Source organism: Sphaerotilus montanus (genome assembly GCF_013410775.1).
Taxonomy (GTDB): domain Bacteria; phylum Pseudomonadota; class Gammaproteobacteria; order Burkholderiales; family Burkholderiaceae_C; genus Sphaerotilus; species Sphaerotilus montanus.
In genome coordinates this window covers 3660617-3675009 of the sequence record NZ_JACCFH010000001.1, presented here as the reverse complement: position 1 = coordinate 3675009, position 14393 = coordinate 3660617, and the positions used below count along the sequence as shown (strand labels likewise).

15 protein-coding genes and 1 riboswitch are annotated in these 14393 nt (G+C 70.0%); of the genes, 14 read left to right on the top strand and 1 reads right to left on the bottom strand.

Translation table 11 applies throughout. The annotated features are described in order from the left end of the window. The first annotated feature begins 13 nt into the window (after positions 1–13). Positions 14–802 (top strand): YdcF family protein, encoded by a 789-nt coding sequence (locus tag BDD16_RS16745; protein ID WP_310732857.1) that lies wholly within the window; start codon positions 14–16, stop codon positions 800–802. On the opposite strand, the gene BDD16_RS16740 is transcribed toward BDD16_RS16745, so the two are convergent. Beyond that, on the bottom strand, positions 789–2357 hold the full coding sequence (locus tag BDD16_RS16740; RefSeq protein WP_179634989.1) for a UbiD family decarboxylase: 1569 nt from the start codon (positions 2355–2357) through the stop codon (positions 789–791). The two genes, BDD16_RS16745 and BDD16_RS16740, sit on opposite strands and share 14 nt — an antisense overlap. Positions 2358–2615: 258 nt before the next feature. Between BDD16_RS16740 and BDD16_RS16735 the strand changes: the two genes are divergently transcribed. The 13 genes from BDD16_RS16735 to BDD16_RS16675 all read left to right on the top strand — a co-directional run bounded on the left by BDD16_RS16735 (position 2616) and on the right by BDD16_RS16675 (position 14371). Further along, positions 2616–3575: a lytic transglycosylase domain-containing protein gene (locus tag BDD16_RS16735; protein WP_179634988.1), complete on the top strand. Its 960-nt coding sequence runs from the start codon at positions 2616–2618 to the stop codon at positions 3573–3575. Positions 3576–3595: 20 nt separating this feature from the next. Beyond that, positions 3596–3728, top strand: a riboswitch (ZMP/ZTP riboswitch). Positions 3729–3792: 64 nt separating this feature from the next. Continuing rightward, entirely contained in the window at positions 3793–5046 is a 1254-nt protein-coding gene (gene glyA, locus BDD16_RS16730; protein WP_179634987.1) for a serine hydroxymethyltransferase, read from the top strand. Between the two features lie 19 nt (positions 5047–5065). Further along, complete coding sequence (gene nrdR, locus BDD16_RS16725; RefSeq protein WP_179634986.1) at positions 5066–5509, top strand: transcriptional regulator NrdR; 444 nt, start codon at positions 5066–5068, stop codon at positions 5507–5509. A 142-nt stretch (positions 5510–5651) separates the two neighbouring features. Then, entirely contained in the window at positions 5652–6227 is a 576-nt protein-coding gene (locus tag BDD16_RS16720) for a GspH/FimT family protein (RefSeq protein WP_179636203.1), read from the top strand. Further along, complete coding sequence (locus tag BDD16_RS16715; protein WP_179636202.1) at positions 6221–6703, top strand: type IV pilin protein; 483 nt, start codon at positions 6221–6223, stop codon at positions 6701–6703. Before BDD16_RS16720 ends, BDD16_RS16715 begins: the two co-directional genes overlap by 7 nt. Continuing rightward, entirely contained in the window at positions 6700–7425 is a 726-nt protein-coding gene (locus tag BDD16_RS16710) for a hypothetical protein (protein ID WP_179634985.1), read from the top strand. Before BDD16_RS16715 ends, BDD16_RS16710 begins: the two co-directional genes overlap by 4 nt. A 16-nt stretch (positions 7426–7441) precedes the next feature. Beyond that, positions 7442–8662, top strand: a complete 1221-nt coding sequence (locus BDD16_RS16705) for a hypothetical protein (RefSeq protein ID WP_179634984.1) — start codon at positions 7442–7444, stop codon at positions 8660–8662. Next, positions 8659–9861, top strand: a complete 1203-nt coding sequence (locus BDD16_RS16700) for a hypothetical protein (protein WP_179634983.1) — start codon at positions 8659–8661, stop codon at positions 9859–9861. The genes BDD16_RS16705 and BDD16_RS16700 overlap by 4 nt, the downstream gene beginning before the upstream one ends. 35 nt (positions 9862–9896) lie before the next feature. Continuing rightward, complete coding sequence (gene ribD, locus BDD16_RS16695; RefSeq protein ID WP_375139080.1) at positions 9897–11048, top strand: bifunctional diaminohydroxyphosphoribosylaminopyrimidine deaminase/5-amino-6-(5-phosphoribosylamino)uracil reductase RibD; 1152 nt, start codon at positions 9897–9899, stop codon at positions 11046–11048. Positions 11049–11066: 18 nt separating this feature from the next. Then, positions 11067–12158, top strand: coding sequence for a bifunctional 3,4-dihydroxy-2-butanone-4-phosphate synthase/GTP cyclohydrolase II (gene ribBA / locus BDD16_RS16690; protein WP_179634982.1), 1092 nt, complete (start codon positions 11067–11069; stop codon positions 12156–12158). A 28-nt stretch (positions 12159–12186) separates the two neighbouring features. Next, the gene (ribH, locus tag BDD16_RS16685; RefSeq protein ID WP_179634981.1) at positions 12187–12651 is read left to right on the top strand and encodes a 6,7-dimethyl-8-ribityllumazine synthase; all 465 of its coding nucleotides are present in this window, start codon (positions 12187–12189) and stop codon (positions 12649–12651) included. Further along, the gene (nusB, locus tag BDD16_RS16680; RefSeq protein ID WP_179634980.1) at positions 12648–13157 is read left to right on the top strand and encodes a transcription antitermination factor NusB; all 510 of its coding nucleotides are present in this window, start codon (positions 12648–12650) and stop codon (positions 13155–13157) included. The genes ribH and nusB overlap by 4 nt, the downstream gene beginning before the upstream one ends. A gap of 32 nt (positions 13158–13189) precedes the next feature. Further along, positions 13190–14371 (top strand): pyridoxal phosphate-dependent aminotransferase, encoded by a 1182-nt coding sequence (locus BDD16_RS16675; protein WP_375139098.1) that lies wholly within the window; start codon positions 13190–13192, stop codon positions 14369–14371. Positions 14372–14393: the final 22 nt, after the last annotated feature.

The window sequence follows — 14393 nt, the reverse complement described above, 5'->3', positions numbered from 1 at the left end:
GCCCTGCCCCTCCGTGCTGCTTGATCCGTCCTGGAAACCCCTGCTGTCCGCGCTCGTCCAGCCGCCGGCCAGCCTGCTGCTGCTGATCCTGCTGGGCCTGTGGCTGATGCGGCGCCGGCCACGCCTGGGCGGCGGCCTGATCGTGTTGTCCACGGCCGGGCTGTGGCTGATGTGCTGTGTCGCAACGGCACACTGGCTGCAGGACGCCGTGCTGCGTCCGCCCCCGGCGCTGAGCACGGCGCAGGTCCGGGCACTGATGCGCGGACCAGGCCAGACCCCGACCGCGGTCGTCGTGCTCGGCGCGGGCCGCCACCGGCTCGCGGCCGAATATGGCACCTCCAGCCTCACCCAGCAGGCCATGGTCCGGCTGCGCTACGGCGTGTGGCTGGCGCGGCGCACCGGTCAGCCGCTGGCGTACGCAGGCGGCGTCGGCTGGGCACAGACCGGCGAACGCTCCGAGGCCGAGACGGCCGCCCAGATCGTGCAGGACGACTACGGCACCAGCCTGCGCTGGACCGAGTCCCGTTCGCGCGACACCCGCGAGAACGCGGACCTGATGGTGCCGATGCTGGACAGCGCCGGCATCAAGCGCATCGTGCTGGTCACCCATGCCTCCCACATGCCCCGTGCCATGCGCGCGTTCCGCGATGCGGCGGGCAAGGGCATGGTGATCGTGCCCGCACCGGTCGCCGCCGTGACCCGCGACGAGCAGCCGCTGCTGGACTGGATGCCCTCCCAGCAAGGCTTCGTGCTCGTCCACAATGCCCTGCACGAAGTGCTCGGCCTGATCACCGGCTCTTGAACAGCGTCGTCCACAGCGCATCCATGCGCTGGGTCACCGCCTGGTCCATCTCGATGGTGCGCCCCCACTCGCGGCTGGTCTCGCCCGGCCACTTGTTGGTGGCATCCAGCCCCATCTTGCCGCCCAGCCCCGACACCGGAGAAGCGAAGTCGAGGTAGTCGATCGGCGTGTGCTCCACCAGCGTCGTGTCGCGCACCGGGTCCATCCGGGTCGTGATGGCCCAGATCACCTCCTGCCAGCTGCGGATGTCCACGTCGTCGTCCACCACCACGATGAACTTGGTGTACATGAACTGGCGCAGGAAGCTCCAGATCCCGAACATCAGCCGCTTGGCGTGCCCGGGGTAGCTCTTGCGGATGCTGACGATGGCCATCCGGTAGCTGCAGCCCTCGGGCGGCAGGTAGAAGTCGGTGATCTCCGGAAACTGCTTGCGCAGGATCGGCACGAACACCTCGTTCAGCGCGACCCCCAGGATGGCCGGCTCGTCCGGCGGCTTGCCGGTGTAGGTCGAGTGGTAGATCGGGTCCTTGCGCGTCGTCATGCGGCTGATCTCGAACACCGGAAACCAGTCCTGCTCGTTGTAGTAGCCGGTGTGGTCGCCGTACGGCCCTTCGAGGGCGTGCAGGTAACCATCCTTTTCCTTAAGCGGAATGCCTTGTTCGCTGCGGCCCTCGAATCCGGGCGTCGCCGTCGGGATGTGGCCTTCGAGCACGATCTCGGCAAACGCAGGGACCTGGAGCTTCAGATCACCCTCGCCGACGCCGCTCTCCGCCAGCTCCGTGCGCCCGCCACGCAGCAATCCGGCGAACTGGTACTCGGACAGACTGTCCGGCACGGGGGTGACAGCACCCAGGATCGTGGCGGGATCGGCCCCTAATGCCACTACCAGCGGAAAGGGCTTTCCAGGATTTGCGTGTGCAAATTCACGAAAATCCAACGCACCTCCACGGTGGGCCAGCCACCGCATGATGGTTTGGCGCGGTCCGATCACCTGCTGGCGGTAGATCCCGAGGTTCTGCCGCTTCCGGGGTCGCGGAACGGACTGCGGACCACGGGTTACCACCAATCCCCAGGTGATCAGAGGGGCTACATCGCCCGGCCAGCAATGTTGTACCGGCAATTTGCCCAGATCGATGTCATCACCCGAAATGATCAATTCGTGACACGCAGGATGACGGACCACGGAGGGCTTCATGTCCCACAGCGTCTTGGCCATTCGTAACAAATGACCGGCATCCTGCAGTCCGCGGGGAGGCTCCGGCTCCTTGAGACGGGCCAGAAGTTCACCTATTTCACGTAACGAGGAGACCTGCTCCGCCCCCATGCCGAGCGCCACCCGCTCCGGCGTTCCGAACAGATTGGTCACCACCGGGATGGACGACGCCCGGCCTCGGGTCGTCGGATTCTGGAACAGCAGTGCGGGTCCGCCGGCACGCAAGGTGCGGTCGGACAGCCAGGTCATCTCCAGTTCGGTGGCCACCGGTTCTTTCACTTGGAGCAGGAGCTTGCGCTGCTCCAGCAAGGCCAGAAAGTCTCTCAGATCGCGGTATTTCATAATTTTACAATCTCATTACGTTGTTTCTTATTGTTGACTGGTTATTTGGACGACTTCTAGAATTCATCCGTTTTCGAACACAGGGGGCTTGTGGCCTGCCGCATCTGCGCAGCTGCCTCCTTCGATCCCGTTGCATGGAGGGGGTTGACCACCCGGCAAGACCACTCGAACGAGGGCTGCCGGCTGTTGCGCAACGGGGATTATCTGGGCGCCTGCCAATGGCCACACGGCGCCTGCAGTGATCGAAAGAGGAGTTGCATGACTGCACCCCGATCCTGGAAGCGAGTCCAGTCCGCCACCGCGCAATCGGTGCGGGTGTTCATCGCGGATCTCGGCAACGGCCTGCTGGCCGTCAGCCACAACAGTCTGGCCGTCATCGGGCTGGCTGTCCTGAGCGTCACCTTTGTCATCGGCGGTCGCGCCGACGTGCGCGGCATGCTGGAAGAACGGGCGCTGGACTGGCTCGTCGAGCGCCAGGAAGCCCGCTCGGCCTCCGCCACGCAGATGGACGAACCCACACTGCTGGCCCAGGGCGACTTCTCGGCCGTGGACCGCGCCACCGCCGTGGACCCCAGCGAGCTGAATCGACAGCAGGCGGCGGTCGCGCAATGGCTGTCGCGCCGCTACAAGGTGGCGCCGGAGCCGGTCGGCCGTCTCGTCCAGGAAGCCTGGTCGCTGGGCAAGCGTGTCGGCCTGGAGCCGACGCTGATCCTGGCCATCGTCGCCATCGAGTCCTCGTTCAACCCGTTCGCGCAGAGTGCCGTCGGCGCGCAGGGACTGATGCAGGTGCTCACCCGCGTGCATGACGACAAGTACGTCGCGTTCGGTGGCAACCACGCCGCGTTCGACCCGCTGACCAACCTGCGCGTGGGCGTGCAGGTGCTCAAGGACTGCATCGCCAAGGCCGGTTCGGTCGAAGGGGGTCTGCGCCATTACGTCGGCGCAGCCAACCTCGCCAGCGACGGTGGCTACGCCTTCAAGGTGCTGGCCGAGCAGGAGTTCCTGCTGCAGCTCATCAAGGGCCGTTCGGTGCCCGTGACCGCACGCCTGCCGGTGCCGCCGGTGTCGCCGCCGGCCGAACCGGTGCCGGGCACGACCCCGACGCTGACCTCGCCGGTCAACCAGGGCAGCCGCCCGTCGGCAGCCGCCGGAACCGGGACAGGCGCCAACCCGGTCCTGCAGGGCAAGCCCGACCGCGTGGCCGCCCTGAGCTACTGAGCACGCGATCTTGTAAACTCCGCGGACCGCGCAACTGGCGTTCACGGACCCCGCCCGGGGTCCGAGGTGGGTCAACCACCAGGGAGCGCGGTCGCTGCCGGCCCGCTTCGGGGCTCGTCAGCAGTTTCTTTGCCGTGCGCCTGGGCAGCCCACCGCCTCCGCCTTCCATCCAGGCGAGGCCGGCGGGGCCGGACATCACCGACAGGACTGCCTCCCCATGTTTGACCGCGCTACCCAGACCCTCGCCGCCGTCGATCCCGAGATCACCGCCGCCATCAACGCCGAAGTGCGCCGCCAGGAAGAGCACATCGAGCTGATCGCCAGCGAGAACTACACCTCGCCCGCCGTCATGGCCGCGCAGGGCTCGCAGCTCACCAACAAGTACGCCGAAGGCTATCCCGGCAAGCGCTACTACGGCGGCTGCGAACACGTCGACGTCGTCGAGCAGCTCGCCATCGACCGCGCGAAGAAGCTCTTCGGCGCCGACCACGCCAACGTGCAGCCCAACTCCGGCTCGCAGGCCAACCAGGCCGTCTTCTTCGGCCTGCTGCAGCCCGGCGACACCATCATGGGCCTGAGCCTGGCCGAAGGCGGCCACCTCACCCACGGCATGCCGCTGAACATGTCCGGCAAGTGGTTCAAGGTCGTCTCCTACGGCCTCGATGCCAACGAGGACATCGACTACGACGCGATGGAGCGCCTGGCCCACGAGCACAAGCCGAAGCTGATCATCGCGGGCGCCTCGGCGTTTGCGCTGCGCATCGACTTCGAGCGCTTCGCCAAGGTGGCCAAGGCCGTCGGTGCCTACTTCATGGTCGACATGGCGCACTACGCGGGCCTGATTGCCGCGGGCGTCTACCCGAACCCGGTGCCGCACGCCGACGTGGTCACCACCACCACGCACAAGACCCTGCGCGGCCCGCGTGGCGGCCTGATCCTGATGCGTGGCGACGACATCGCCAAGAAGATCAACTCGGCCATCTTCCCCGGCATCCAGGGCGGCCCGCTGATGCACGTCATCGCCGGCAAGGCGGTCGCGTTCCAGGAAGCGCTGCAGCCCGAGTTCAAGGCCTACCAGAAACAGGTCGTGAAGAACGCCGCCGCGATGGCCGAGACGCTGACCAAGCGCGGTCTGCGCATCGTGTCCGGCCGGACCGAGAGCCACGTCATGCTGGTCGATCTGCGCCCCATGGGCCTGACCGGCAAGGAAGCCGAGGCGCTGCTGGGCCGTGCGCACATGACCTGCAACAAGAACGGCATCCCGAACGACCCGCAGAAGCCGATGGTCACCAGCGGCATCCGCCTGGGCTCGCCGGCGATGACCACGCGCGGTTTCAAGGAAGAACAGGCGGTCCTGACCGCCAACCTGATCGCCGACGTGCTGGAAGCCCCGAACGACGAAGCGGTGCTGGCCCGCGTGCGTGAACAGGTCGCCGCGCTGACGCGCGACTTCCCGGTCTACCGCGGCTGATCGGCGCGGTGTCCTGACGATGCGCTGCCCCTATTGCGGTCACCAGGACACCACGGTCGTCGAGACACGCGCCTCGGACGAAGGCGACGCGATGCGCAGGCGCCGCCGTTGCAGCGCCTGCGACAAGCGCTTCACCACCTACGAGCGGGTCGAGCTGGCCATGCCCGCGGTGGTGAAGAAGAACGGCAACCGCATCGAGTTCGACCGCGCCAAGCTGCGTGCGTCGATGATGCTGGCCCTGCGCAAGCGCAACGTGAGCGTCGACCTGATCGACGCCGCCATCGCCCGCATCGAAAGCACGCTGTTCACCAGCGGCGAGAGCGAAGTCACCACCTCCCACATCGGCGAGCTGGTGATGCGCGAACTCAAGCGGCTGGACAAGGTGGCGTACGTCCGCTTCGCGTCGGTCTACCGGCGTTTCGAGGACGTGGACGCCTTCAACCAGCTGATCCGGGAAATCTGAGCCGAGGCCACCCGGCCTCCCCCCCGCACACCCCCGAAATACCCGGAGTTTTCCCTCTTCGGAGGGAGGCGTCCGCCCCCCTCGCCTGCCTAGACTGGTCGCCAGCGATCCAGCACAGGCGCGCGGCGAAACGGGGGCACGGATGGTCCGGACAACAAGGCAGACAGGCAGGCACGCCACCCGCGCGGACGGCGGCCTGACACTGGTGGAGCTGCTGGTCGTGCTGGCGGTGGCCGCGGTCCTGCTCCAGGCCGCCACCCTGTCGTTCGCGGCCTGGCTGCAGCGGCAGCACCTGCTGGGCGTCTCCGCGCAGTTCAACGCCGATCTGCAGTCCCTGCGTGCTGCGGCCGTCACCCGCCACCGCATCCTGCGTCTGAGCTTCCAGGACACGCCCGCCGGCATGTGCTATCTCCTGCACAGTGGCGACGTCGATGCCTGCCGCTGTGCCGCCGACCCGCAGTCCGAACCCCAAGTCCGCTGCATGGCAGGCACCGAACTGCTGCGGGCGGCACTCGTGCCGGTGTCGCGGCGCATCCGGCTCCAGTCGAACGTCGCCAGCCTGCGCATCGACCCCCGGCACGGCACGGTCACCCCCACGGGCAGCATCGACGTGACCACCACCGACGGCAGCAGCGCCCTGCGCCACGTCGTCAACATCCTGGGCCGCGTCCGCACCTGTGCGCCAGGGCCGCGGTTCACCGGCTACAGCGCATGCTGAACACCGCCATGTACCGCGGTCACTGCCACCCCGCGCACAGCGGCATGACCCTGATCGAGCTGGTCATCACGCTGCTCATGGTCGCGGTCCTGGCGACGCTGGCTGCACCCGGCTGGATCAGCCAGATCCAGCGGATGCGGCGCAGCGACGCCATCGTCACGCTGGCCAGGCTCCAGCAGGCCCAGGAGCGCTGGCGCTCGCAGCGTCCGGTCTATGCCGGCGGTCTAGGCAAGGACGGCCTCGACCTGCCCGCGGTCAGCCCCGCGGGCCACTACGACGTCAGCACCTCCATCCAGCCGGACACCGCACAGCGCGACTACCGGGTCACAGCGGTCGCCCGGGGCACGCAGGCCGATGACCGCCTGTGCCGCTGGCTGGTGCTGGAGGTCGTGTCCGGTCTGCTCCAGCACCGGTCCGGCCCGGATGCACAGGTCGGCAACGCAGAGCCGCTCAACCGGCAGTGCTGGAAATCATGAGCCCGCACGGCCGCCAGGCCCGTCTCCGCGGGTGGAGTCTCGTCGAGCTGATGCTGGCGATCGCACTCGGCCTGCTGCTGCTGTCCGGCCTGCTGCAGCTCGCGGCGGCACATGTCGATGAACAGCGCCGGCTGCTGCTGGAAAGTCGCCTGACGCAGGACCTGCGCACGGCGATCGAGCTGATCTCCCGCGACGTCCGGCGCGCAGGCTACTGGGCCGACGTGTCCGGCGGCGCCTGGGACAGCGCCCACCCGTCGGCCACACTCGCCACCAACCCCTACCGCGGCGTGGTGCTGAACGGCCCCGCAGCGGCACCCTGGCTCGGCTACAGCTACAGCCGCGACCTCACCGAGGACCAGGTCAACAGCAACCAGGAGAAGTTCGGCCTGCGCCTGAACACCACCAGCCAGGTCCTCGAGTGGCGCATGTCCGGCAGCGCCATCGCCCCGGACGAGCGCGACAGCTGGCAGGCACTGACCGACCCGGCGCTGGCGCGCGTCACGCGCCTGTCGATCCGGGTCGAGGAACAGCGGCAGAGCCTGCTCGCGCTGTGTCCGCGGACCGCCTGCAACGGACAGGCCGGCTGTCCGCCCGAACGGGTGCAGCGCCGGGTCCGGGTCGAACTGGACGCGCAGGATGCGCGCGACAGCCGCGTGCAGCGGCAGCTGGCCACCGAAGCCCGCCTGCGCAATGACGAGGTCACCGGTGCCTGCCCGGCTTGATGCACCGCCACACACCATGGGTTTCAGCACGCTCGCGATGGTGCTGACCCTGCTGCTGATCGCGCACCTGAGCCTGCTCTACAGCCACCGGGCGCTGCTGGTCGAGCAGCGTGCCAGCGCCGGTCAGATCCGCGCCGTGCGTGCACAGGAGGCCGCGCAGGCCGGGCTCGACTGGGCCGTGTCGCGCCTGAACGACCCCCGGGCGCTGGACAGCCGGTGCCTGCCGACCGCGCAGGACACCGCCGCAGCCCCCGCCGCGCTACGCGCCCGCTGGGAGCGCAGCCTCGCCGCGGCTGTCCCGCTGCAACCCGCCTGCGTGCTGGACGAAGCCGGTCCGGACTGGTCTTGCCACTGCCCCGACAGCGATGCGGGCCGAGTTTGGCCACCAGCTGCCGATCGGGAAGCGCCAGCCTTTGCCGTGACATTGCAGAACGGCCCGCGCACCGGGCTGTGGACACTGACGGCCGAAGGCTGTTCGAACCCCAGCCCGGACTGCGGCGACGCAGGCGCAACCGAACCCGATGCCCGCTACCGCGTCAGCACCACACTGGCCGCACTCGGGCAGGTGGTGCAGGCGCCGCTGGCAGCGCTGACCAGTGTCGGTGCCGTCACGCTGGCGGACGGCGCCGGTGTCCTCAATACCGAGCATGCCAGTGGTGGCATCGCCATCGACAGTGGCAGCACGATCACCGTGCAGGCCCCGGCCAAGGTGTTCGGCCCTGCCGGGCAGCCCGCAGCGACCGGACTGGTCGCCGATGATCCACCGCTCGCCGCGGGCAGCGATGCGCTCTGGCAGCGCCTGTTCGGGCTGGACGTTGCGGCACTGAAGGCGCTGCCATCGTGGCAAGTCCTCGCCTGCGCGGGCGGTTGCGCCGGCAGCGCCCTGGATACGGCCTGGGCGCAGGGGGCTCGGGCGCTCTGGCTGGACGGTGATCTGACGCTGGCACAGGGCCGCTGGGGCACAGCCGAGGCGCCACTGCTGCTGGTCGTGCGCGGCACGCTGCGCGTGGGTCCGGGCGCCTCGCTGCAAGGGCTGGTCATCGCCGACCGTGTGGACGTGCAGGTGCTCGCCAGTCCGCGCAGCCTGCTCCGCGGTGGTCTGGTCAGTCTCGGCGCCACCATGCTGCAAGGGCCGATCGACGTGGTGCGGGATGCCCCCGTGCTGGCGCGCGCCGCGGCGCTCGGCGGTGCGCTCGTCCCGGTACCCGGCAGCTGGTTCGACCCGCACACCCGATGAGGCACCACCATGGCCCTGCCGGTCTGGCGCTGGTCGAGCTGCTGGTGGCCGTGGCACTGCTCGGTCTGGGCACGGCGTCCCTGCTGCAACTGCACCTCGAACTGCGCCGCACCACCGACCTGTCCCGCCAGCGCAGCGAAGCCGTCCGCCACGCCGCCCAGGATCTGGAACAACTGCGCTGGCGCGGCCCGGCCGACATGACCGCCACCGGCCCGGCGCCGGTCGACGCGGCCACGCCGACCGGCTATACCCTGCAGCGCAGCGTGCGCGCCGATGCGGCCGGGCGCCTGCGCACCGTCGCCACCACCGTGCGCTGGCAGGACCGGCAGGCCCTCGACCATGCCGTGACGCTGGGCACGGCACTTACCGCACTCGATCCCGCACTGGGAGCCGCCACGCTGCTGAACCGCAGGCTGCCGCCAGGCAGTCCCGGGCCACTCGGCCCAGGCCTGCCGGAACGCTCGCTGCGCATCCCGGCCACCGCGCACGACCTCGGTGATGGCCGCCACGCCTTCAAGCCGCGCACCGACGCGGCGCTGGTCTGGCTGTTCGACAGCCGCTCCGGCGACGTGACCGGGCGCTGCGACAGCGCGGTCGGCGTGCCGGCCGCCGCGCTGGACGCGGCCAGTCTCGGCAACTGCCGGGCGCTCGGCGGCCTGCTGCTCGGCGGCCACATCCGCTTCGCCACGGACAGCGACACCCTCACCTCCGCGGATGCGGAACGGCCCACCAGCCTGGCCATGGGCACCGGCCTTCGCCTGACGCTCACCACCACAGGCCACCCCAGTCCGGCCTGGGAGTGCGCACAGGACGGTCCGACCGGCGTACCACCCGGCATCACGGCCAGGACCTCGATCGCCTACCACTGCGTGGTCCAGCCAGTGCCTCCGGTCTCGGGCGGCGCGCCCCGCTGGTCCGGCCGGCTCGATCTGGTGCCACAGGACTGGCTGCTGGTCAGCGTGACAGGGGGCAACACCGGGCGCTTTCGCATCTGCCGCTACAGCGCAGACCACGACGGCAACGGCCGCATCGACAACATCGAGCACCCCGCCAGCTACAGCGTCGTGACCACCGCGCTGGGCAACCAGAATTTCCTGGTGATCCGGGCCGCGGCGCGCTGTCCGCTCGACGCCGGCCCCTTCGGCACGTTCACCACGGACAATCCGGTGGACGACAGCACGCTGGCGCACCAGCCGTGAAGGCTGGCCAGTCGCCAGCGCCGACAATCACGCCCATGCGCGACACACCGACCTCCTCCTCCTTCACGGCCCACGACCAGGTGGCCATGGCCCAGGCGCTGACATGGGCGGCGCTCGGCATCGGCCTGACCGACCCCAATCCGCGGGTGGGCTGCGTGATCAGCGACGGGCGGGGGCGTGTCCTCGGTGCCGGCCACACCCAGCAGGCCGGCGGGCCGCATGCCGAGATCATGGCGCTGCGCGCCGCCCAGGCCGATGGCCACGACGTGCGCGGCGCGACCGTGCACGTCACGCTGGAGCCCTGCGCCCACCATGGCCGCACGCCGCCCTGCGCCGACGCGCTGGTCGCCGCCGGCGTGGGCCGGGTGGTCGCCGCCGTGCTGGACCCGAATCCGCTGGTCGCCGGACAGGGGCTGGCGCGCCTGCAGGCGGCCGGCATCCAGGTCGCCCACGGGCTGATGGCCGACGCCGCGCGCGAACTCAACATCGGCTTCTTCTCGCGCATGCTGCGCGGGCGGCCCTGGGTGCGGCTGAAGGTCGCCGCCAGCCTGGACGGCCGCACCGCCCTGCCGGACGGCACCAGCCAGTGGATCACCGGCCCGGAGGCCCGCGCGGACGGCCACGCCTGGCGCCGCCGGGCCGGCGCCGTGCTGACCGGCATCGGCACCGTGCGCGAGGACGATCCGCGGCTCGACGTGCGGCTCGTGCCGACGGCCCGCCAGCCGCTGCGGGTCGTGCTCGACGCGCGGCTCGACACTCCGCCGTCGGCCCGGCTGCTGGAGGTGCCCGGCGAAGTACTGCTGTGCTGCACCGCGGCAGCGCTGAACAGCACGCGGGCCGCGGCGCTGTCGCGCTCGAACGTGACCCTGGCGCCGGTGCAGACCGACAGCAACGGCTGGATCGACCTGCCGGCCGTGCTGGAAACGCTGGCCCGGCGCGGCGTGAACGAGCTGCACATCGAGGCCGGCCAGCACCTCAACGGCAGCTTCGTGCGCGCCGGACTGGTCGACGAATACCTCGTCTACCTCGCCCCCAAGCTGATCGGCGCCGGCCGCGACATGGCCGCCTTCGGCCCGCTCGCCGCGCTGGCCGACGCCGCTCCGCTGGTGTTCACCGACCTCACCCGCGTCGGCGGCGACGTGCGACTGATGGCACGATCTGCAACGGGGTTCGGCTCGCCGGCCTGAGCCGCCTACAATCGCGGGATGCCGATTTCACCCATTCCCGAGCTGGTCGCCGAGCTGGCGGCCGGACGCATGATCATCCTGGTCGACGAAGAAGACCGGGAAAACGAAGGCGATCTGGTCTTTGCCTCCGATCTGGTCACCCCTGAAGCGATCAATTTCATGGCCCGCTACGGCCGTGGACTGATCTGTCTGACCCTGACGCGCGAGCGCTGCGAGCACCTGCAGCTGCCGCCCATGGCCGCGCGCAACGGCACCAAGCACAGCACCGCGTTCACCGTCTCGATCGAGGCGGCCACCGGCGTGACCACCGGCATCTCCGCCGCCGACCGCGCCCGCACCGTGCAGGTCGCGGTCGCGCGCGACAGCGTGGCGCGCGATCTGGTGCAGCCCGGCCACATCTTCCCGCTGCAGGCGCAGGACGGCGGCGTGCTCATGCGCGCCGGCCACACCGAAGCCGGCTGCGATCTGGCGCGCATGGCCGGGCTGTCGCCGTCGGCCGTGATCTGCGAGATCATGAAGGACGACGGCACGATGGCGCGCCTGCCCGACCTGCAGGAATTCGCCCGCGAGCACAACCTCAAGATCGGCACCATCGCCGACCTGATCACCTACCGCAGCGGCAACGAGTCGCTGATCGAGTGCCTGCACCAGGACCGCCTGACGACGCCCTGGGGTGCCTTCGACAGCCGCGTCTACCGCGACCGCACCGGCCAGGTGCATCTGGCGCTGAGCGCCGGCCGCTGGACCGACGAGGACGAGGTGCTGGTGCGTGTGCACGAGCCGCTGTCGGTGATGGATCTGCTGGACATCGGCCGCGCCCGCCATTCCTGGTCGCTGCCGCAGGCGCTGACCACGCTGCAGGACTCCGGCCGCGGCGTGGCCGTGCTGCTGAACGTGGCGCAGGATGCCCAGGCCCTGCTCGGCGTGGCCCTGCCGCCCACCGGCGAGCCGCCGCGCCCGACGATGGACCTGCGCACCTATGGTGTCGGTGCCCAGATCCTGCGCGACCTCGGCATCCGCCGCATGAAGCTGCTCAGCAACCAGCGCCGCATGCCCAGCATGGTCGGCTATGGTCTCGAAGTCACCGGCTTCATGCCGGTGGCCGCCTGAACCTGAACTCCAACCCAAGGAACACACCATGCTAGGCGCAGACAAGGGCACGGCCCCCCGCCTCGACGGCAGCGACCTGCGGGTAGCGATCGTCCAGGCCCGCTTCAACGCGGCCATCACCGACGCCCTCGCGGAGCACTGCGTGAACGAGCTGGTGCTGCTCGGCGTGCAGCGCAAGCACATCCGCCATGTCAGCGTGCCGGGCGCACTGGAAGTGGCCGTCGCACTGCAGGCCCTCGCCGACTCGGACGACCACGACGCGCTGATCGCCCTGGGCTGCATCATCCGCGGCGAGACCTACCACTTCGAGCTGGTCGCCAACGAGAGCGGTGCTGCGGTCACCCGCGTGTCGCTGGACCACGGCGTGCCGATCGCCAACGCCATCCTCACGGTCGAGAACGAAGCCCAGGCCTGGGCACGCACCGAAGAGAAAGGCCGCGACGCTGCCCGCGTCGCCGTCGAAATGGCCAACTTGCTGGAAGACCTGACTTGAACTCGACCCCCAAACCCCGCGGCACCACCACCGGCCCGGGGGCTGCACGTCCCAAATCCGCCCGCCGCCGTTCCCGTGAGCTGGCGCTGCAGGGCCTCTACGAGTGGCAGATCAGCCGCGCCGAGACCAGCGTCGTGCGTTCCCACATGCGCGAGCAGGACGAGTTCAGCAAGTGCGACAGCGCGATGTTCGATGCCCTGCTGCAAGGCTGCATCGAACAGGCCATCGCGCTGGACCTGCTGCTGACCCCGCACCTCGACCGTCCGATCGTCGAGCTGTCGCCGATCGAGCACGGTGTGCTGCTGATCGGCCTGTACGAGCTGCAGCACTGCGTGGACGTGCCCTACCGCGTCGCCATCAACGAGGCGGTCGAGCTGGCCAAGGCCTTCGGCGGCACGGATGGCCACAAGTACGTCAACGGCGTGCTGGACAAGGCCGCCGTCGATCTGCGCCCGGACGAGGTGGCTGCCCAGCGTCTGGCCCGCTCGGCCCCCCGCGCCGGATGAGCCTGCGCCCCGCACCGTCGAAGCCCGATCCGCTGCGCCTGGCCCAGCGCGTGGCCGGCATCGAGCCGTTCTGGGTGATGGAGTGCGCCAAGGCGGCGGATGCCATCGCCCGCACCCCGGCCTGCGATCCGGCGCAAGGTGGCGAGCGGATGCTCTACCTGAACATCGGCGAGCCGGACGAGACGGCACCGCCCGCGGTGGTCGCGGCTGCGCAGGCCTGCCTGGACGCCGGCCGCACGCAGTACACCCACGCCGTCGGCCTGCCCGCGCTGCGCCGGGCGCTGTCGGGCTGGTACGCCAGCCGCTGGGGCGTGGACATCGATCCCGGCCGCATCGTGGTGACCGCGGGCGCCTCGGCAGCGCTGCAGTTGCTGTGCACCGCGCTGGTCGAGCCGGGCGACGAGTTCCTGATGCCCGACCCGTGCTACCCCTGCAACCGCCACTTCGTGACGGCCTCGGGCGGCACGGCACGGCTGCTGCCCACCACGCCGGCCCAGCGCTTCCAGCTCGACGCCACCTCGGTCGCCGACGCCTGGGGACCGGCCACGCGCGGCGTGATGCTGGCCTCGCCGTCGAATCCGACCGGAACCTCGGTGCCCGCCGAGACGCTCGCCGGCATCGTCGAGGTCGTGCGCGCCCGTGGCGGCATCACCATCGTCGACGAGATCTACCTCGGCCTGAGCTACGACGGCGATGCCCGGACGGCGCTCGCGCTGGGCGACGACGTGCTGGTGGTCAACAGCTTCTCCAAGTACTTCGGCATGACGGGCTGGCGCCTGGGCTGGCTCGTGCTGCCCGAAGCGCTGGTGGCGCCGGTCGAGAAGCTGGCGCAGAACCTCTACATCTGTGCCTCCGCCATCGCGCAACAGGCCGCACTCGCCTGTTTCACGCCCGAGACGCTGGCCGTGTGCGAGGAGCGCCGCGCCACGATGAAGGCCCGCCGCGACTACATCGTGCCCGCGCTGGACGCACTGGGCCTGACGGTGCCGGTGCAGCCGGACGGGGCGTTCTACGTCTGGTTCGACGTCACCGCCCACGCGCCCGACAGCTGGCAGTTCTGCTTCGACATGATGGAGCGTGCCCACGTCGCGCTCACCCCGGGCCGCGACTTCGGCCACGCCGAGACGGGCCGCTACGCGCGCCTGTCCTTCGCCAGCTCCATGGACGATCTGCACGAGGCCGTGCGACGCCTGCAACGCGTGCTGGGGCGCTGACGACCTCCGGGCCTGCCCAGCG